Source organism: Halioxenophilus sp. WMMB6 (assembly GCF_033283405.1).
Lineage (GTDB): Bacteria > Pseudomonadota > Gammaproteobacteria > Pseudomonadales > Cellvibrionaceae > Halioxenophilus.
Genome location: NZ_JAWMQR010000003.1, coordinates 247,500 through 268,037 on the forward strand (window position 1 = coordinate 247,500; position 20,538 = coordinate 268,037).

17 protein-coding genes are annotated in these 20,538 nt (G+C 49.8%); 9 read left to right on the plus strand and 8 right to left on the minus strand.

Annotated features, from left to right (window positions below; all coding sequences use genetic code 11):
- Positions 1-401: 401 nt before the first annotated feature.
- From SBL51_RS10050 to SBL51_RS10080, 7 genes are all read right to left on the minus strand, one after another.
- Positions 402-1,814, minus strand: a complete 1,413-nt coding sequence (locus SBL51_RS10050) for an aldehyde dehydrogenase family protein (RefSeq protein WP_317930794.1) — start codon at positions 1,812-1,814, stop codon at positions 402-404.
- 81 nt (positions 1,815-1,895) lie between these two features.
- The gene (locus tag SBL51_RS10055; RefSeq protein ID WP_317930795.1) at positions 1,896-3,002 is read right to left on the minus strand and encodes an NAD(P)-dependent alcohol dehydrogenase; all 1,107 of its coding nucleotides are present in this window, start codon (positions 3,000-3,002) and stop codon (positions 1,896-1,898) included.
- A 107-nt stretch (positions 3,003-3,109) separates the two neighbouring features.
- Positions 3,110-4,234: a hypothetical protein gene (locus SBL51_RS10060; protein ID WP_317930796.1), complete on the minus strand. Its 1,125-nt coding sequence runs from the start codon at positions 4,232-4,234 to the stop codon at positions 3,110-3,112.
- A gap of 9 nt (positions 4,235-4,243) precedes the next feature.
- Positions 4,244-5,083 (minus strand): hypothetical protein, encoded by an 840-nt coding sequence (locus SBL51_RS10065; protein ID WP_317930797.1) that lies wholly within the window; start codon positions 5,081-5,083, stop codon positions 4,244-4,246.
- Complete coding sequence (locus SBL51_RS10070) at positions 5,080-6,342, minus strand: sulfotransferase (RefSeq protein WP_317930798.1); 1,263 nt, start codon at positions 6,340-6,342, stop codon at positions 5,080-5,082. Before SBL51_RS10070 ends, SBL51_RS10065 begins: the two co-directional genes overlap by 4 nt.
- Positions 6,343-6,422: 80 nt before the next feature.
- Entirely contained in the window at positions 6,423-7,463 is a 1,041-nt protein-coding gene (locus SBL51_RS10075; RefSeq protein ID WP_317930799.1) for a phosphotransferase, read from the minus strand.
- A complete protein-coding gene (locus SBL51_RS10080; protein ID WP_317930800.1) occupies positions 7,460-8,563 on the minus strand; it encodes a TIGR03857 family LLM class F420-dependent oxidoreductase in 1,104 nt (367 codons plus the stop codon). The genes SBL51_RS10075 and SBL51_RS10080 overlap by 4 nt, the downstream gene beginning before the upstream one ends.
- Positions 8,564-8,949: 386 nt before the next feature.
- On the opposite strand from SBL51_RS10080, the gene SBL51_RS10085 reads away from it, so the two are divergent.
- The 5 genes from SBL51_RS10085 (at position 8,950) to SBL51_RS10105 (ending at position 14,153) form a co-directional block, all read left to right on the plus strand.
- Positions 8,950-9,360, plus strand: coding sequence for a Zn-ribbon domain-containing OB-fold protein (locus SBL51_RS10085; RefSeq protein ID WP_317930801.1), 411 nt, complete (start codon positions 8,950-8,952; stop codon positions 9,358-9,360).
- A gap of 3 nt (positions 9,361-9,363) precedes the next feature.
- A complete protein-coding gene (locus SBL51_RS10090; protein WP_317930802.1) occupies positions 9,364-10,509 on the plus strand; it encodes a thiolase C-terminal domain-containing protein in 1,146 nt (381 codons plus the stop codon).
- 111 nt (positions 10,510-10,620) lie between these two features.
- Positions 10,621-12,162 carry an acyl-CoA synthetase gene (locus SBL51_RS10095; protein WP_317930803.1) on the plus strand — a complete coding sequence of 514 codons (1,542 nt, stop codon included), beginning with the start codon at positions 10,621-10,623 and terminating at the stop codon, positions 12,160-12,162.
- 73 nt (positions 12,163-12,235) lie between these two features.
- A complete protein-coding gene (locus SBL51_RS10100) occupies positions 12,236-13,048 on the plus strand; it encodes a MaoC family dehydratase (RefSeq protein WP_317930804.1) in 813 nt (270 codons plus the stop codon).
- A 172-nt stretch (positions 13,049-13,220) separates the two neighbouring features.
- The gene (locus SBL51_RS10105) at positions 13,221-14,153 is read left to right on the plus strand and encodes an SDR family NAD(P)-dependent oxidoreductase (protein ID WP_317930805.1); all 933 of its coding nucleotides are present in this window, start codon (positions 13,221-13,223) and stop codon (positions 14,151-14,153) included.
- A 97-nt stretch (positions 14,154-14,250) separates the two neighbouring features.
- Here the strand turns inward: SBL51_RS10105 and SBL51_RS10110 are convergent, their stop codons facing one another.
- Positions 14,251-14,961 carry a hypothetical protein gene (locus SBL51_RS10110; RefSeq protein ID WP_317930806.1) on the minus strand — a complete coding sequence of 237 codons (711 nt, stop codon included), beginning with the start codon at positions 14,959-14,961 and terminating at the stop codon, positions 14,251-14,253.
- Positions 14,962-15,467: 506 nt separating this feature from the next.
- Here SBL51_RS10110 and SBL51_RS10115 point away from each other — a divergent pair.
- From SBL51_RS10115 to SBL51_RS10130, 4 genes are all read left to right on the plus strand, one after another.
- Positions 15,468-16,763, plus strand: a complete 1,296-nt coding sequence (locus tag SBL51_RS10115) for an MFS transporter (protein ID WP_317930807.1) — start codon at positions 15,468-15,470, stop codon at positions 16,761-16,763.
- Between the two features lie 204 nt (positions 16,764-16,967).
- A complete protein-coding gene (locus tag SBL51_RS10120; protein WP_317930808.1) occupies positions 16,968-18,704 on the plus strand; it encodes an N-acyl-D-amino-acid deacylase family protein in 1,737 nt (578 codons plus the stop codon).
- A 41-nt stretch (positions 18,705-18,745) separates the two neighbouring features.
- Positions 18,746-19,360: a TetR/AcrR family transcriptional regulator gene (locus tag SBL51_RS10125; RefSeq protein WP_317930810.1), complete on the plus strand. Its 615-nt coding sequence runs from the start codon at positions 18,746-18,748 to the stop codon at positions 19,358-19,360.
- Between the two features lie 133 nt (positions 19,361-19,493).
- Positions 19,494-20,525 carry a medium chain dehydrogenase/reductase family protein gene (locus SBL51_RS10130; protein ID WP_317930811.1) on the plus strand — a complete coding sequence of 344 codons (1,032 nt, stop codon included), beginning with the start codon at positions 19,494-19,496 and terminating at the stop codon, positions 20,523-20,525.
- Positions 20,526-20,538 lie beyond the last annotated feature (13 nt).

Below are 20,538 nucleotides of genomic sequence, written 5' to 3' on the forward strand. Positions count from 1 at the left end.
CAGGCCAACCAGATACCCAAGGACGTCGATAAGTGAGGTCTACACCACTAATCTCTGGTTGTTATGGATGATAAAATCGACCAGGTTAAAGCAGTGTCATTTCTTATCGGCGTGCACTCCAAATCAATGAATGTTGTGCCGAGCACATACGAAGAAAATCCAATGCGCGTCTCCTTCATCTACTGGAGGCGCACATTTTTTAGTGACTTGGTATGACTGATTTAGAGTGAACGGTTTGGTAAAAATGGTCTGGTATCCACACTTTAAAATGCCCCCACGATGCTAGGGACATTTTCACCGAATCCTTTACAAAAGCCAAACCCTATTGGGCAACTCTCACTATGGATTTAGCAAAGACCTACGTTGAGTGGGCGCAGAATATTGGCTAACCCAAGCCCGGTTTAACGACTATTTTTCGGCACAGTAATTACCTTGGCTTGCGTGTATTCATACAAACCCTCCTGGCCTAGCTCCACTCCTAACCCGGACTGTTTAGCACCACGAAATGGCACCGCAGGATCGAGTGCCATGTGGCTGTTAACCCAAACACTACCCGAGTCGATTCGCTGAGCAACACTAGCTGCACGATCGATATCGGTCCCCCAAACGGAACCGGCCAAGCCAAATTCAGTGGCATTGATACGAGCCAACGCATCATCGAGATCTGAATATTTCAGCACCGGTAAAATTGGAGCAAATTGTTCGCCGGCAACCAACTTGGCCTTATCATCAATATCACGCACAATGGTTGGTGCAATAAAATAGCCAGGCCGATTCAGAGCCTCTCCGCCTGCAATTATATTGCCACGTTTTTTGGTGTCTTCCAGTAGCCTTTTTACTTTTTCAAATTGTAATTTGTTCTGCAAAGGCCCCACTTGTACACCGGGCTCAAAACCATCACCTACGACACTATTGTTAGCCAGTCTGGCTAATTCATTGCAAAACTCATCGTATAGCGCATCGGGTACATAAACACGCTTAATCGCCACACATATTTGTCCGGCATTGTAAGTTGAGCAATTATAAATTTGCGCAGCTACCGCTTTGACATCAACATCATCCAACACCAAAGCAGCATCGTTGCCACCTAACTCCAATGTGAGCCGCTTCAATGTTTCCGCAGAGCTGGCCAGTACCTTTTTACCGGTAGCTGTGGAGCCTGTAAAGGCGACCTTAGCAACGTCCGGGTCTGAGGTAATTAACCCACCCAAATCGTTGTTATCCACCACAGTGTTTACCACCCCTGCTGGGAAGATATCGGCACAGAGCTCGCCGAGCATTAATGTGGTTAATGGGGTGGTCGGAGCGGGCTTGATAACTAGGGTATTACCAGCCAACAACGCCGGCGCCAGTTTATTGGTTACCATTAACAACGGAAAATTCCAGGGAGTAATAGTCGCCACCACACCCAGTGGTTGTCGATATTCAACCACTTTGGCATTGTCGTCTTCTTTTAGGACTTTGGGGGCTAACTCCATGCCGGCAAACAGTCGCAAGGTATAAGAACAGAAAAAAATCTCCCCTTGAGCCTGTTCAATAGGTCGCCCTTGTTCGCGAGTCAGCAGCTTGGCGAATTCGCCCAGCCTGGCATCAATTGCATCTGCCAATTTAATTAGCAGCTCACGCCGGTAATCAATTGCTGTAGCAGACCAGGCTGAAAAGGCATTTTTGGCCGCTTCTATTGCTGTGTTGAGTTGAACCTCATCGGCTCTGGGGGCCTGTTGAAATACCTCACCCGTTGCCGGATTAATTACATCAATGGAAGATGCGCCATCGACCAATTGACCATCAATTAACAGCTTAAATACATTCATAGCCAGCTACTCCTCACCGTACTGCCGTTATAATTTCAGCACCATTAGCGGAACAAAAATATTCGATGTAATAACTAACCGCTACTTGGGCATGGTAACGATTGCTTTAATGGTTACACCCAGTTCTGCATCATCAATGGCACTGTTAAGATCGTGGAAATCGTAATAACGCACTAATTTATCGACTGGAAAACGACCCTTTTTAAAGTGTTCCAACAGTGCGGGAATAAATGTGTGAATATCGGAATCGCCCTCCATCACACCGATGATTCGTTTACCCGCCATCATCATTCCAACCGGGCTAAGTGTTAATGTTGCATTGGGCGAATAGGAAGCAACCAGGGCCAGCGTGCCTTGGTTAGCCAACAATGCCACACTGGGTTCAAGCAGCGGCGCATAACCGGTAGTATCGATAATGTAGTCAACCCCCTGGGGCAGAAGCGCACGCACAGCGTCGGTCATGCTGTCCAGCCCACCCGCTAGGGTGTGGGTGGCCCCCACCTCTTTCGCCAGCGCCAACCTGGACTCCTGCAAGTCCAACGCAATCACGGTAGCTGCTTGGGCTATATGGACGGCAGCCGCCACGGCAGACAAACCTACCGCGCCAGCCCCTAAGACCATTACCGTCGACCCTGCCGACACCTTGAGCGAGTTCAACACTGCACCGGCTCCGGTTTGAAAGCCGCACCCGAAGGGGCCAACCAACTCCAGAGGTATTTCGTCGTCCACCTTAACCAGATTACTTACCGGGCAAACAGCATGGGTAGCAAATGAGGATTGACCAAAGATGTGGGAGTGGATTGTTTCATCACCATTTGTCAGACAGGTACTACCATCTCCTCGAGCTCCTAGAAAATTAAGCTGCAAAAACTGCTGACAGTAACTGGGGGCATGTTTGCCACAGGCAGGACAACCACCGCACGAAGCAAAACTGATGGCCACCCGATCGCCGGGTTTAAATCCGGAGACCCCAGGCCCGACACTCTCAACGATTCCAGAGCCCTCATGGCCCAATACTACCGGCCGTGGCGTTAGGCCGGCATCACGTAATACCATATCAGTGTGACAGATACCGCAGGCAACAATTTTTACCAATACTTCATTAGCTTTAGGAGGCTCCAGCTGGAGGTGCTCAAACACCATAACAGACTGCTCTGGCCTCAATACCGCCGCTTCAATGCTCTTCATAGAGTTCCACTTTTTATTATCGATTCAAGTTTAATCAGTGTTTATGCAATGGAGAATCTGGTGCTAACGTTACCAAACCTACGCTTCCCATAGAGATTCCCACTCATCTATTTGGCGCCATCAAACCAGCTGGTTAAGCCATAGGGTAAATAGGGTCCAATATTCATCTGCTCCAGCACACCGTAACCAATCTGGTCACCAGAGCGCGCCTTTACCAGTTGTTGAATGTGGATATTGTCCCAGGTCAGCGGATCAATATCGTCGCAAGCCCAAGATTCACTACCAATCGCCAATTCACCTTTCCATAGGCCGTGCCCCCACTCGCTGTGCTGATAGCCAATACCTTTCATACGAAATGTGAGAATAGGCTCTAACTGCAATTCCAGAGTGTCACCACCGTGATCGGCCATGGTAACTATCGCGGACTGCGCCCGCCTCGTACCGCTGGCCATATTTAATTGGTGCTTTACCACACCTCGCCAACGAATTAATCCTGGTTCTTCGGCCGGGATTTGGTCCCGAGTTGAGTAACTGGGTACAATCACCTGATCGTTGTGCCATTGATAACCATCGCCGTCCTCGTAACAGCCAGCCAGCGTACAACGCTCCTGCCAATGAATGGGTGCCCATAAAAAATGGACACTGTCGGTGTGTTTCAGCGGCGCCCCACCGGTGTATCGTTCACCCACCTGGCGAATACCCCAGGAGCGGTCTTTTAAGCCATAGGTCACTCGTTGCTGGAGGTTTATCTCTTTGCCCTGATAGCGAACCACGCCCTGCCAGAAACCAAACTGGTCAAAGCGGGTGACATCTTGAATTAGGTAACGCGAGTTGCGTTTGGTTTGCCGCCCTTCCTCAATAGCCGCGGTGCGGGGGGTAAAGATGAGGTCACACTCAATGCCGGTTTCGTTAGGCTCAATGACTACTCGGTGACGGCCCATGGGCTCAAGAATAGTAATTGAGAAGGGTCCAACCGTGGTCTCTGATGGCTCGTTGGGAGCGCGACGCGAACCATAAAAGGCATGCTGGTGGCCGTCGACCACAATACTGAAAGCACAATCGAGGATGCCTAAATTGGGGTAGCGCCCCATAGCAATACCAAAGAACAGATCACCCTCTTGCGTATGACCATTGTACCAATAACGATCGTAGGTAAAGCGATCACTGGTAGCGGTATGCGCTATCGGCTCTGGTGACTGGTGGATAGGATAATCATCAAATTTACTAATCATTTTATTATCTCAATCGACCGGCAAAGCGATGGAATCAGCAGGCATAACAGAAGCCGACCAGCGAGTCTGGGCACCTAGGTTTAGATCTGTGTCAGTCCCACCAATCACTGGCAGCCATATACGAGCTATTTTGCCGTTGATGATTTGAAATGCCTGCACCCAGTCCCACTGACGATCGCCGTCCAGCTTCCAGCTGCAGGTGGCAAAAACCATATCCCCCTCTCCAATGACAAACGATTGGAAATCAGATATTTGTTGACTGTTCATTAATGCGAGCCACTGGCTTTGATATTCGACCGCGCTCACAATCCGATCCGAGTGAATAAAATCGTGAACACGAATTTCTGGAAGTAGAAAGGCGTTAGGATCGCAACTTTCACCCAGGAAATTGTTCAACCAACTAGTCACTAGCGTTTTGTTTTTGCTGGGAGGCAAAGCAACCGAGGGAATTTCACCGCCATGCCAGGCATTGCGAGGATGAGGATAGCCCATGGGGTCGGTCCCCCCCATTCCCGCCAGCCAAGTCTCCACCAGGTGATTATTCTCAACACGAAACAACTGCACCCAATCCCACTGTTTGTCACCCGGCAGAATAAATCGACCTAATGCCCCGACATAATCCCCTTCGCAGGTTAGATGATACTGAAACTCTTGCACCTCGAGGTGGCCCAATACCGGCTTTAACATATCGCGATAGGCGGTGGCCGGCATCAGGTTATTGGCCCCGGTGATATCGTGGCGCAGGTATTTTTCGGCGGCAATTTCAGGAATGAGATCGAAGTTGGTACAACCCCACATATGATCGTACCAGTGCCGCAGTAATGCTCTATTTTTCTCTACTGTTGTCATTGATGACTCTCTTCTATGGCTACCGGGAAGCGATCAATGTAGTAGGCAAATTCCTTTCGAATTTCATCCCGGCTAAGGCCAAAATCCGCCTGCAAATCGTATACTACTTTGCCGCGCCGATCGCGCGTATGGGCTTGCGCTTGTTCAGTAACTCTTCGTTCTACGTCACTGTTAAATTCCATACCTGCCGCTCGATAGATTCGCGCCACCGCTTCCTGCTTATTTTTCATAAACTGATCAAAATAGATGTGTTCAACTGGACCGCTGATTTTATCTATATCGTTGACTAAGCCACGCAAGAACCCATGCTGCATACGCAAGGTTTTATCAATAATCTGCTGCTTAGTGGCCGAAGAGTAGGTGGCTCGGATAACATAACCAATCATGGTTACTAAGGAGGTAAATACGGAGGCCGGGTCTCGATGGGTGAAGACCAGGCAGGCATCCGGGAATACTCTATTAACCGCTGTCAGCGCACCCAAATGTTGAGGCGATTTCAACAACCATCGACTTTCTAAAGGGGTTTTCTCGCACCACTGCATGGCTTGTAAAAAACGGTATAAAAAGCGATAGGCCGGGGTCTGATCCGTACTGTAAAACATCCGATCGTATTCCGGCACGTCACCTTGAAAAGAGGGCGTAACACCAAAACACGCCTTTGCCATCACTTCAATCTCTTCAGTGGCATCGCTTGCCTCTACATCAAACAGGCTACGAAAATGTGGCAGGGTCACATCGAGAATCGCATCCTTAGCGGCACCTGTTTCCCTGCGATCGTCCGTTTCCCGCCCTTCCAACATCGCCTTTGACGGAAAGGAGCGATAAGTCTGCCAGCGGTAGAGGGTATGAAAAAACGGGTCAGAGGAGAGCAACTTCAATAGATGCGTAGTTCCCGAACGCGGCATTCCTGCCACGATTAAAGGTCGCTCTATTGGTCTTTCACCCACTTCAGGATAGGTGGCATGGATGTATTCCATACGACTGACATCAGCGATGCCATCAACCGCGCGATTCTGTAAGCCTAAGCGACCCATGGCATGCAGCGGCCCATTGGCAAACACCTCACCGTACAAGCTTTGAAAACGAGCTAGCATCTCATTGTCAATGTGTAAGGGTACATCTAGATTTGCTTGCACTTTAGCTAACAAACTTTTGTTATCCAACGCGATCTCTAACCCTTCCAATTTTGTCAGCACTTGAATCATCTGCTCGGTATAGATGGGCTGCTCAAAATCGGTAATGTGTATTTGCTCACTCATTTTTTTAAACTTTATGTGAAATAAAAAAATAGTGGCGCAGCCGCCATTAGCTACTCAACCCTGACGACCTCTAGTAACTGCTAGTCGACTAGGTCCAATGTCTGTAAATCGCGGATCGCCTCACTGGAGCGATTCGCCATCGCCAGAAACATGGCATCGCTCTCCGCACTACGCTCACCGGTGGCGTTAACACAGCCAATGGTGGTAATCATAATTGCGTGCAGATGACCCAATCGGTAGTCACGAAAACACTGTTCGAAGTCATAACCTTCCACACCACGGTCTAACAACTGCTGATGGTAAAGTGCCACCAACGCCGACTCGTGCTCTCGCCGCTGATCAGTTTTTAAACTCGTACCCAAAAAATAGGCCAGGTCACGAGTCGGCGCACCCACGGCAGCAGTCTGCCAATCAAGTACAACAACATCGTTAGGGTCTGCACCGAACATAAGGTTGTCTAACCGGTAATCGCCGTGCAAAACACTGAAGTTTGGCGCTAATTTGCCAATCCACCGGCCAATAGCCGCAGCAGCTTCAATAATGGTTTTCGCATTGGCCTCACCCAGTTCACGGCGATAGGACTCGACATAGGTTGCCGCTGAAGAGACCGTCAACTGGCCTATAAAGGCTGCCGCCTCGGGGCTGTGGGTGTTCATCAGGAAACCCAATTCGAATAATTTAGGATCATTCCAGCGTGGTGCATGTAACGCCGCCAGGTTGCGAATCGCCGCTTGCGCCCGAACCAGATCACAAGCCTCTACTTGCACTCCAGGTACCCGTGGCGCCAGGTCCTCCAACAACAGAGTAAAATGCAGATGATCCTCAGAGATAGCCGCGTACCAGCACTTAGGGGTACGAGCATCTATGGTATCAACCAACTGATCATAAAAGCCCACTTCCGCAGCATAACCACCCTTTACCCGAGCGCGCGCCTGCAAGTCACCGGCAGCCACTTTTGCCAATAGGGTTTTCGGCCCCTGTTCAGCCTGCAGATACAGGCGATAGGATGCACCCGTTTGCCCGGTACCTACTTTTTTGGTGGTCACCTCGGCAACGGGATAACCCAGAATTTCCGACAAGGCTGTAGCCGTTATCTGCTCAATATCCAGAGCTTGTTTCATAAATACCTCCACCCAGGGTTGGCTGGTAAAGCGGCCATCTCCGGCTTTCGAATGGCTCGATAGGCCGGCAGAATTGGGGCCAGCTCTTCGGGCACAGCACCGTGCAAAATTACGCTGTCTACCCCTAAATCGAGCTGGTGCTGAATGGCCTGCGCGCACTGTTCAGGTGACCCTGTCGCGGCGGTGGCCAACCACTCGACTGGGATTAACTCGGCAATCTGCTCCAACTCTTGAGTCGTCGCCACGGCATCAATAGCGCCCTTAAAGTTTTTGATAAGGGGCGCATTTCGGTAGCGCTCTAATGCAGCTGGGTCCCAATTATTCACAGCCACCATCATGTCACCGTAACCCTGGAGATAAGATGCCAGACGAGCTACCGTTTTTTTCAATCGTTGTTCGTAGGGGATGTGATCTCCTACAGTGGCCAATATCGACCAGATACGCACACTGGTGGGGTCTCGCCCAGCCTGCTCCGCGCCACGACGCACTGCCGCCACAGCCTTCTCTACGGCAGGGTCGTCAAAGAAAGTGTGCAGATAAACCGCATCCATACATCGGCCGGCCAGCTCTTGGGTTTTTTCACCCATGGCCACCAAAGAGATCGGTATCGACTCATCAAATTTGCCCAGCAGTTGCAACATGGGATAGTTACCCAAGCTGCTCTCATGCTTGAGCAGGGTTTCACCACGCCACAAACGGCGAAACATATCTGCGGCATCAACCAGTTGTTTGTTGGTGATCGGTTGTAAGCCCATGGCCTTAAACAGGCCATCAAAACCACGCCCAAGACCAAGTGAGAAGCGCCCACAAGTCAATTTGTGCATGGTCATAGCGAAGGTCGCGGTAATCATGGGGTGGCGGGTATTGTGGTTGGTCGCAGCCGTGGCGATACCCATACGCCTTGAAACCGCAGCAGCCGCTCCACAGAGCGTGGGGGCATCTTTGTTGTTAAAGCGCTCGGAGATAAAACCAGCTCCCAGCCCCAACGCTTCAGCCCGTTGCACCTGGGCGAAACTGTCGACCGGGCTATCACTGTGACCGGCTAACATATAGAAGCCTAACTCGTGCAATGGCTCGGCGGCCGTATTGTTATTATTCATAATTCAAGCTCGCTGACTCGGCAACAGCATATCACCACAATAACCGACGTAATGTCAATTATAGGATGACGCAATTTCAAAACATTACTGTTTCGAATTGTAATTTCCCTGTGTTATGATCAGCTTACCAAGATAACACCCTCTTCCTCTAAAGAGTGCTTTTAGTCTAGTAATGTCAGATTTTATAACAAAAATTTGGTAATTTTGGCTTAAGCGGACAGCCCTATACTGCCCACTGATAAAGAGTGGCGAAACGGTCTCGGTCCCTGGTGTACAAAACAGGCCACTATCACCCCCACCCAAATAACTGTTGCATAATCAGTTTTTAGATATCAAAATCAGTGTTTATTCCTCACCCTAAAGTATAAAAAGAGGAGCTTATAAAAATGAATGCCAAGCCAAGGGTACTGCCCAAGCCCACACCAGAGACCCAACATTTTTGGGATGGCTGCCGAGACGGGGAACTGCGCCTACAACGCTGCTGCGCCTGTAAAGAGTCCTATTTCCCTCCTCGCCCCTTCTGCCCCCATTGCGGTAACCGCGAGGTGGAAGTTTATAAAGCCAGCGGCCGGGCCACCCTCTACTCCTACAACATCAACTACCGCCCGAGACCGGATATGGGCAGTGAACCACACTCAATCGCCGTAGTTACTCTGCAAGAGGGGCCACGCATGATGACCAATATCGTCGACTGCCCGCAGACCCCGGAGGCGCTAATACTGGATATGCCTCTGCAGGTAACCTTCGCCAAGCAAAATGACGATATCAGCCTGCCTCTGTTCAAGCCCGCGGAGTAACCGATGACAATCCAACCCAATAGCATTGCCGTGGTGGGCGCGGCCGAAACCACTGAGATGGGAGTAATCCCGAATGTCTCAGCACTTGGTTTACACCTAGATGCCGCGCTTAACGCCATCGCCGATGCAGGATTAAAACCCCAGGATATCGATGGTATCGCCTGTGCCGGCGAGCACCCCTGGAATGTCTCAACCATGCTCGGCATAACGCCCAAATGGGTCGATGGTACCAATGTCGGCGGCTGCTCCTTTATGCTCCATGTCCGACACGCCGCCGCAGCCATCAACGCCGGCTATTGCAATACCGTATTGATCACCCACGGAGAATCCGGACGCTCGATGGTGGCACCACCACAATATGCTCCAGCACCAGCCAGTCCTTTCGGGCAGTTTGAAGCGCCCTATGGCGTCTCTATTCCTGCCACCATGTTCACCATTCCAGTATTACGCTACTTAAAGGAGACCGGGGCCGAGATAGAAGACCTCGCCCGTGTCGCCGTTACCCAACGGCAATGGGCAGCGAAAAATCCTAGAGCCTTTGCCAAGGAGCCGATCACCATCGACGATGTCATGAATTCGAAGATGATCGCCTACCCCTACCGCAAACTCATGTGCTGCCTGGTTACCGATGGTGGCGGGGCCTTGATTTTAACCAAGGCTGAACGAGCCAAGGACTTCCCCACCAAACCGGTTTACATCATGGGAAGTGGCGAGGCCGTGGAGTGCGTAAGCATCAGCATGATGGAAGATTTCACCAGCTCGAAAGCATTTCGTGTATCAGGCAATGCGGCCTTTGAATCAGCCGGTATCACCCATGCCGAGGTTGACCACTTGATGATCTATGATGCATTTGCGCATCTGCCTCTGTACGGCCTGGAAGACCTGGGGTTCTGTAAGAAGGGTGAAGCTAAAGACTATTTTCGCGAAGGGCGCACCGCCCCAGGTGGCGACCTGCCAGTCAATACCAATGGCGGCGGCCTCTCCTATATGCACTCGGGCATGTACGGGATGTACGCTCTGCAGGAAAGCGTAAGGCAAATGCGCGGTATTGCTGCCGCCCAGATTGAGGGTGCCAAAATATCAGTTTGCCATGGCGTAGGGAATATGTTCAGTGCGGCAGGTACCATCATATTTAGCAATGAATGCTAACGTCTAAAAGAATACTAGCAACTGTAAGAAATCGTTACTTAGGTAACCATAAACACCAGTAATCAGATATTAAACAAAAACAGAAAAAGAAAAACGATAGGTAATTGATCCATGTACCCTGGTGTATACACAGAGACTCAACCCGATAAGCCCGCCATTATTCACCCATCTTCGGGCACAATCGTCTCCTATCGAGAACTCAATGAGCACTCCAATCAGGTAGCTCAACTTCTCTACAATACAGGCTTACGCCGAGGCGATCACGTTGCCCTATTTCTCGAAAACAGCCCTGTATTTTTAGAGGTGGTATGGGGCTGCTTACGTTCAGGGCTCTATTTTACCCCAATTAATCGGCATCTATCGGCCAGTGAAGCGGCTTACATTGTTGATGATTGTGATGCAAAAGTTCTGTTGGCCTCAGCCTCTTTAACTCAGACAGAAGAGCTAGGAAAGCTAGCGAATCATTGCCAGCTAAAACTCGCTATCGGTGGCACAGTTCCCGGCTTCGAAGAGTACACCGCAGCGATTGCCCAGCAATCAACCAGCAATATTGAAGATGAGTCACTTGGCACCGTCATGCTCTATTCCTCTGGTACAACCGGTCGCCCGAAGGGAATATTGCGCTCGCTGCCCAAAGGGTCACCCGCTGCAGGCAATCCAGCAATGATAGCCGCCGCAAAAATGTTCAACATGAACACCGAAACCATTTACCTAGCCCCAGCCCCCATGTACCACAGCGCCCCCTTGGGCTACAGCAATGCCACAATATTATCGGGTGGGACTGTGGTTATGATGGATAAATTTGAACCGGAATTGGCCCTGAAATTAATTGATAAATACCGGGTAACTCACAGCCAGTGGGTACCGACCATGTTTATTCGAATGTTAAAGCTGCCAGACGACATTCGAGCTCAATACGACGTCTCTAGCCAACGTCATGCCATTCACGCCGCTGCTCCCTGCCCCATTGAAGTCAAACGTAAAATGATCGCCTGGTGGGGCCCGATAATTGATGAATACTACTCCTCTACCGAGGCGGTCGGTTATACCAAAATATCCAGCACGGAATGGCTCCAGCATCCCGGTTCCGTTGGCCGCTCTACCGGTAATCCCTTCCATATTTGCGATGACGATGGCAAAGAGTTACCACTTGGTGAAGCAGGGCTAATCTATGCGGAAATGACGCCCGGCGCAGAGATTTCCTATCACAAGGATAGCGAAAAGACCGACGCCACCCGCCACCCTACTAATAAAAATTGGATGTGTGTAGGAGACCTGGGCTACCTCGATAAAGAGGGCTATCTCTACTTAACTGACCGCAAATCGTTCATGATCATCTCCGGTGGAGTCAATATCTACCCGCAACAGATAGAGGATGTACTGGCGCTGCACCCAGCCATTGAGGACCTGGCTGTGATTGGCGTCCCCAACGAAGAGCTCGGCGAAGAAGCGAAAGCGGTTATTCAATTGTCTGAGGGTTATTGCGCCAGCGATGCTTTTATCAAGGAGATTAAACAATTGGTACAAGAAAAACTGGGTAAGCAGTTAATCCCCCGCTCGTTTGACTTTGTCGAGCAATTACCAAGAATGCCGACAGGCAAGCTAAATAAGAAGAGCCTGCGCCAACAGTATTGGCCGGCAAACCAACAATAAATTTCAACACTATATTTAATTCGCAAAAATGGCCTTTACATACCAAGAAATAATCTCCCGTCGTGCCGCCGATGTGACTTTTAGCTATACCGACACGCAAATGCTGCTCTACAACCTCAGCATAGGCATGGGCCGAGATCCAAGCATCAGCCAGGAGTTACCCTTTGTTTATGAACACCCACATTTACAAGTGGTACCCTCGGCGGCAGCGGTGTTAGGTGGTGGTGGCGCCAACATTTTACAAGGAGTTGATATCAATTGGGCTAAACTACTTCATGGCGAGCAACGCCTGAGAGTGTTTCAACCCTTGCCCCCGGCTGCCGACCTCATTGGTACCACACGCATTTCGGAAGTGGTGGATAAGGGCATTGATAAAGGGGCCATTATCACACTGGAGATGGATGTAAAACTAGCCAATGGTGAACCTCTCTATCTAATGGAAAATGTTATTTTTTGCCGCGGTGACGGCGGCTGTGGCGGGCCAACTAAATCCAAAGCCAGCCCGCATGTGTTACCAGATCGTGAGCCCGATTTTCACTATGTAACACAAACCCGAGCCGACCAGGCGTTGCTCTACCGTTTAAATGGTGACCGTAATCCGTTACACGCCGACCCCAAGTTCGCACAGAAAGCGGGCTTCGAGAAACCCATTCTCCACGGCCTGTGTAGTTACGGTATTGCCTGTCGAGCAGTATTGGCAACGGTTTGTGACTACAACCCAGGCAAAATTAATCGTTTCGACGTGCGTATGACTTCACCAGTGTTTCCCGGTGAGACCATTGGTACCGATATTTGGGTAGATGGCAATACAATCTCTTTCCAATGCCGTGCGATGGAACGAGATGTAATACTGATCAGCAATGGCCGCTGCGATCTAAATAACTAGGCCAGCAAGAGATCGAAAAATAGTGTCTAGGCTATGGGCATAATAATCGGCCTAAAATCAGAAATTTTAAAATCACCTAAAATGTCCAACGCATTCTGCAATTGAAGAGTGCCGACTTATTTATTAATCAATTAATATCTGCGTACTCACGATAAATTACGGAGTAGATCTTATGTCAATCATCAAGAGCGAAGCACCTGTTGCCATTATCACCGGTGCCGGACGAGGCCTGGGCCGAGAACATGCACTGGCGCTGGCCAAAGCTGGCTACAACCTGGTCATCAATGATTTAGGGGCCGCCAATGATGGTAGCGGCAGTGATGCCTCCCCTGCTGCACAAGTGGTGGCGGAAATCGAAGCGATGGGACAAAAAGCTGTGGTCGATGGTTCCGACATATCGAATTGGCAAGCCGCGGGCCAATTGATTCAGAAAGCAGTGGATACCTTTGGCCGGCTGGACGGCCTAGTCAATAATGCCGGCATCCTGCGTGATCGCACCTTGGCGAATATGACCGAAGAGGATTGGGATCTCTCCATTGCCGTCAATTTAAAGGGTACGGCAGCCCCCATGCATCACGCGGCCGCCTATTGGCGAGAGTTGAGCAAAACCACAGGCGCGCCGGTGAATGCAGCAATAGTTAACACCACATCCGCCTCAGGTTTGTATTCAGGCACCGGCCAGGCCAACTACGCTGCAGCCAAAGCGGGGGTCGCCTCCATGAGTATCGTCGCTGCTCGAGAGCTAGCCCGCTATGGTGTTCGCGTCAATGTATTGGCACCTGCGGCGGTTACCCGCTTAACCGAAGGCGTTATGAAAACCGAAGAGTTGCGACAGAAATTAAACCCCGCATTTGTGGCGCCAATTGTAGTCTACTTATTAAGCGACCTGGCAAGCGATATCAATGGCAGAGTGTTTGAGATGGGGGGAGGCACGGTGATGGCTGTCGATATGCCTCAACCAAAATCTGGTTTAAAGCACTCCAACGGAATCTGGACAACCGAGCAATTGGCCGATGTAATTCCGGGCTTATTAGATAAACTCAACACGCCAATGAACCCAGGTGAAGCCATGAAGCTGATGATGACTGCCGCGGAGATCAATTAAAATCATACGCTAGCAATACTTCTTCACCCCTAGGGGTGAAGTCGAAATTCATTACCGGCGATAGCCAGACGAAAGCAGATACCAAGTGACGACAGGGTCAGCTTAGTGGATTACCAGGTAATGCTTGCATAAAGCTATCCTGCCAACCTTCACGGAGAGCAGGAGCCATATTCATCCAGGAGCGAATTCTGGGATCGGGCACATCCCCCCAACTGGGCCAGTATTTACCAAAGGCTTCCCAACCACCCTCTAAAGCCCAATAGTGAATGACTTCATTATTTCGAAATACCGTGGAAAATGAACCTAACCATTTTTTACCCGTCTCCTCCGACCAAGGCACATAGAGATATTCAAGCTCCTCGATATAACGAGTTTGACAGTTCGGTTTGGTTGTCATCACCTCTTCTATCACTACACTGGTATTTAGGCCGAGAGAGCGATGCTCTTCGATTGATTTAATACCGGCATGACCAAACATCAACCGCCCCTCACCTTTTGCTTTGAGTTCGCCTAAGAGCACCCGCCACTGCTGAAACTTTTGCTTGGTTTCTGGATTTTGATGGCGGGCATTGGCAATATTCGCCAAGTGTGAGTAACTATCAATTTCCCAGATTAGGGTGATCTCCGGCCAGCAGGCATTGATTTCTGATGCCTCCCATAAGCCATATAAGCGAGCACCCTGCCCCTCCATTAACGGGCGATAACATTCAGCGAAATGTTCAACAAAACGGGTAGTTTCATCTACCCCTAAGCGTACCTTCTCATGCAGAAATAGCTTTTTTGACTCGTGTGAATTTGGCATAGACATAATCACTGACCTTTTATGACTGAAATGTTTATTGTTATCTGCCAGTGTCAATTCCCGATGCTTAAGCTTTTTGCACTGATTATTCCAACGACTCATGAGTTCGGGAAAGATAGAGGAGCATTGGCTCGACCTAGGAGTGGTGAGCCTTGTTTTATACTTAATTACAACCGCTCACTTAAACCTGTTGTTATGGTATTTGGCTATTAAGAGATATTTGTACCATTTGAGTCGGCTGCAAATGTTAGCGCCACCTTAGCTAGTGACACCGAACAAGGCTGCCGAAAAAGGCCGCTTCAACCCCATTAAAGAGTAACTATAAATGGTACCTCTCGCAACAATAAATGACATTTAGTCAGTTATAATCAATAATACCCGCCATGGCCGGCCACCACACCTGCGACCAAATGAGCTGTCACCAAACGGCTAGAAGCGCTAGCAACCTCCCACCGCGAGCACGCGTACCGCCAAATACATTAACAAATTGACCCAGAAAAATGACTATTGGTATGAACGTAAAACACTCCCCCGCTTCCTGGTATCTACGCCTAGTTTTAGTTCTAGCTTTTCTCGTAGTTCTAGTGAGCCTTATGGATCGATATGTGGTGTCCATTCTGCTCGAGCAGATCAAGCTAGACCTTGATTTGACTGACACACAGTTAGGCTGGCTGGTCGGGCCCGCATTTGTCATTACGCACATACTTAGTCAACTACCGCTGGCCAGAATAGCCGATAAATACAATCGTCGAAATATGATCGCTTGGGCCATATTTTTATGGAGCTTGTTTACCGCAGCAGCAGGACTTGCCAAAACTTTTGGACAACTATTCGTTGTGCGTATGGGTGTCGGTATAACGGAAGCGGCAAGTTCCCCCGCCCTCGCCTCGCTGCTGTCCGATATATTTGGCATAAGAAAACGCGGACTGGCTATGTCGATGTTATCGATTGGAGGTGTAGCCGGTATCGGAGCGGGCATGCTGCTCGGCGGCATCATCGGCCAAGCCTATGGCTGGCGTACAGCGTTGATCGTGGCCGGACTACCGGGTGTCTGTTTGTCGCTACTATTTTGGCTGGTGATCAAAGAACCGAACCGGGGAACCTATGGCAATACGGTCTCAAATCTCGAGGAACAACAGGGAATCTTAACGGTACTCCGGGTATTGCTGGCAAAACGTAGTTTCCGATGGTTAATTTTTGGCGCTAGCTTATCAATGGTAACCGCAATCGGCCGTGGCGCCTGGGAGCCCGTTTTCCTAATTCGAATTTATCAGCTGGAGCAGGCCAAGGCGGGGTTGGTTTACTTTCTTATTAGCCCTTTGCCATCTGTTCTCGGTGGCATTGCCGGTGGCTTGCTGATTGATCGCTTAGCCGCCAGAGACCTGCGCTGGTACGGTTGGCTTCCCGCTATAGCCCTAATTGCCAGCCTGCCCTTTACCTGTGCCTTCCTCCTACTGCCAGCGACCGTTACCTTTGGAGCCGGTGCTCTGCCTGCAGGGTTGCTCTTTTCCATATTGGGCTCGCTGCTTGGTGCCATGCTCTCGCCTGCCCTTATTGCTACCGCACAATCATTAGCAGACTCCTCTATGCGCGCTATGGCACACGCCATATGGACGATGGCCGCCAACCTGGTTGGTATGGGCATCGGCCCTGTTGCTGCCGGATGGCTCAGTACCATAATGACCCCAATCTACGGCACCGATGCCATTCGCTACAGTTTGTTAATCGTAACCTTAGTCGCTCTACCCGCGTCATTGGCAATGATCATTGCAGCTCGCTCAATCCGCAAAGAAGCCATCATCGACTAGCCACCCTCGCCTTACTCGTGAATATCGCTCCCGGATTAGCCACCAATTGCTGTAGCTTTAGCAAGACCGTCACTTTGCCGGTATCTCGCGCGTAGCGCCAACCTCACGGCTTGATATTTTAGACTGATATAACTGCTTTACTGTCAGTTTTGATTGATGTTACAGTGTGTAACATCAATCAAAATAATAATAGGCAGGCACCCTATGGATTTCAAAATTCTAATCAAAGGCGGCACCATCGTAGACGGTAGCAACACACCGGCCTTCAAAGCAGACGTACGTGTCAGTAATGGGCTGATCGAAGCCATCGGCACTGAATTGCAACCACGCACTGGCGAACGAGTAATCGACGCTACAGACTGCCTAGTAACGCCTGGTTTCATCGAAACGCACAACCATTGGGATGGTGGCGTTTGGTGGTCGCCCATGATGGAACCTGCAGCCGCTTATGGCATTACCACCTCTATTAATGGCAACTGTGGTTTTTCTATGGCACCGGCCAAAGCCGCAATCAAACACGACGTTATCGATATTTTCAATTTCTTTGAAGACATTCCCGAAGAACCCATGGACAAATTGATTCCGTGGGATTGGGAAAAGTGGAGCGAATACCAAAGCTCACTAAAACGCAATGTTCGCGTGCCGGTAAATTATGCATCTTTTTGTGGCCACATCGCCTTACGGCTCTACGTTATGGGCGAGGCTGCTTGGCAGCGTGCCGCCACAACAGAGGAAATAGCACAGATGTGCGAATTGCTCGACGATGCCATGCAAGCTGGAGCGATGGGGTTATCCTCCAATCAGCTGGACTATGATAAGCATGATCGCCCGCTACCGTCGCAAAAAGCAGATGATAATGAATACGTTGCACTGATGAAGGTCGTAGCCAAATACCCTGGCGCCACCGTACAGATTATCGTCGATCACTTTATGCGCATGACCGGACCCGAGCAGGCTCAGAGACTCGGCAATTTGGCGCATGAAGCCGGAGTACGTCTCCAATGGGCTGGAGTTCCCACACTTCAGTTCCAATCAGAGATCGCTGAAAAGTCGTTAGCCGTACACGAGCAGTTCAAAGCTCAAGGAATGGACAATTGGACCGGTTACCATCACGAATCGCCTACCTCGGTAATCAACTTTTGCCGCTCTCTGGTGTTTGCCCAGAATGGCAATCAGGCGTGGCAAGAGCTTATAGACACCGAAGGCCTGGATGCGAAAAATCGGCTGCTGACCGATCCCGAGTGGCTAGCCCGGGCTCGCGAGTCCTGGGACAACCAGTACGCTCACTCGTACCTACACGACCCTAGTGCCTTAACCTTCAAAGAGAGTGAATCCGGCTACGGCCCTGTCGGTATTACATTGGCAGACTACATGAAGGCTACTGGTATCGAACATGCCTCTGATGCGCTGGCACAATGGGTATTAAACAATGGGCCAGAATCTGTAATCCACAAGCGTTCCTGGGAACGCAATATGGATTTGCTATTAAAAATGTTGCGAGACCCACGCTCTGTTGGCAACATCTCTGATGGCGGTGCCCACGGTAAGATGTTCTGCGGCTACGGCGATAATATTTCGCTATTGACCAAATTTGTACGTGACGATGGACTACTCTCCATCGAAGAAGCCGTGCATGTCATGACGGGTAAACTCGCTAATTTTTTTGGCCTGCAAGATCGAGGAACCATAGCAGTTGGGAAGGTAGCCGACATCGCCGTCTTTAACCTGGAGCAAGTCGAGCGTCGAGCTGAAGAGAAAATTTGGGACGTTTGGGATGGTAAAGGTGGCCGTACCTATCGCTATACACGGGCTCCCGCGCCAATGGTTATCACGCTGGTAAACGGTGTTCCAACCTTTGATAATGGTGCAGTTACCGGGCGTTTCCCAGGTGAATTTGTCCGGCCTACTGGAGCACCAATATCAACAGAGCTTAACGGTTGATAATAGCAACATGAATGTTTTAGAAGGAAATCGGAAGGCCAATGACCAGCCCCACAGTGTTGCCGCCATCTAAGGCCAAAGCCAATAGCCGAGAGCGACTACTCGCGGCTGCGACAGAGTGTTTCCTCAACACAGGTTATATAGAAGCTTCTGTTGAGGAGATAGCTAAAGCTGCGGGTGTCAGCCGGATGACATTCTATCGCCACTTCACGGGTAAAGTGGATCTTTCTGTAGCGCTATTTCAGCAGGCGGTAAACAAAGCCAAGCCAAGATTTTTGCAAATCACAGAGCTGGATTTCAACAATCTTGCCGAGATCAAGCGTTGGCTCACAGCCCAATTTGAAATCGACAAGGAAAACCGCAGCCTACTTAGAGTATTCAGTCAAGCAACTGCGGAGGGCGCCGGTTTTACGGAAAAGGCGCAAGCGACAATCAGTGACTACATTACTGCCCTAGGCGAAAAAATACCCGCTTTTCGCCTACAGCCTGATGCCAAAGAGAGCCGTCGCCGCTGGTTGGAAGCGTGGTTACTTATTTACGAGATTTTGGATCAAAGTAATCATGCTGCATTGGAATCTGGCATAGCTACAGACCCGATAGTGATTGATATATTGGCTGAAAAATTCTTAACGTTTATAACAACTCAACCACAGTAATCTGTTCAACAAGCCGATAACCCCTGTGAGCTGAACCTACAGTGTCGATGTTTCAGTTAATTAGGTTTTTCTACACTGGCAATTTTACCCTACTAATGCAGGGTTACTTAGCTACCATGTTATTTCAAGTTTTATGACCCGATACTATCATGTTGACATAAACGATTTTGGTGGCCCCGAGAACTTAAGAGTAATTGAGCAGCCTCAGCTACCAGAGCCAGGCCCCGGCGAGGTGAGAGTCAAAGTGCTTACCGCCGGTACCGGTTTTACCGACACCATAATCCGCAAAGGGCAATATGTGGATGTTAAAACAAAGCCGCCCTTCACCCTTGGCTACGACTGGTTTGGTATAATCGATAAGTTAGGCGAGGGCGTTAGCCAGTTACCCCTGGGGCAGAATGTTGCGGATATGTCTGTGATTGGCGGCTATACACAATACCTATGTGTACCAGCTAGTCGCGTTATTCTCGCCCCCGAAGGGCTTGACCCAGCTGAAGCGGTGGCGATGATTCTCTCTTATACCACTGCCTACCAGCTGCTAACCAGAATCCGAACACTACCTAAAAACTCTACCTGCTTGGTCCATGCTGCGGCTGGTGCGGTGGGAACTGCTTTATTAGAATTAGGCAAATTAATGGGTTTGAAGATGTACGGTACCGCATCCAGTGGCAAACATATTACAGTACGACACTATGGAGCTTTACCTATCGATTATCAAAATGAAGACTTCGAAAAAGTGATCGCCAGAGAAACCGATGGGGAAGGTGTGGATATTGTTTTTGATACTATCGGAGCCGGCAATTGGGCACGATCACGACGTTGTCTAAAACCTGGCGGATTGCTCGTCTGTTATGGCGTATTACAATACACAAGCGGCCAAGAGTCGCTGTTAGCCACTATAATCGGCTTTTTGAAGCTGAAGTTTCTATGGCAGGTTTTAAAGAACGGAAGAGAAAGTACTTTTTATAACATCAGTCACCGTCGAGAATCCCACCGCGAGCAATTTAAAGAAGATGTACAACGCCTCTTTACGTTATTGCAGGCCAAAAAGTTAAGCCCTTGCATCGAATCCATAGTTCCACTTTCCGAGGCAGCGTCTGTTCACAAGCGAATAGATAACGCGGAAATAACCGGCAAGGTAATTTTACAGTGCAATGTCGAATAGACTATGATCCTTA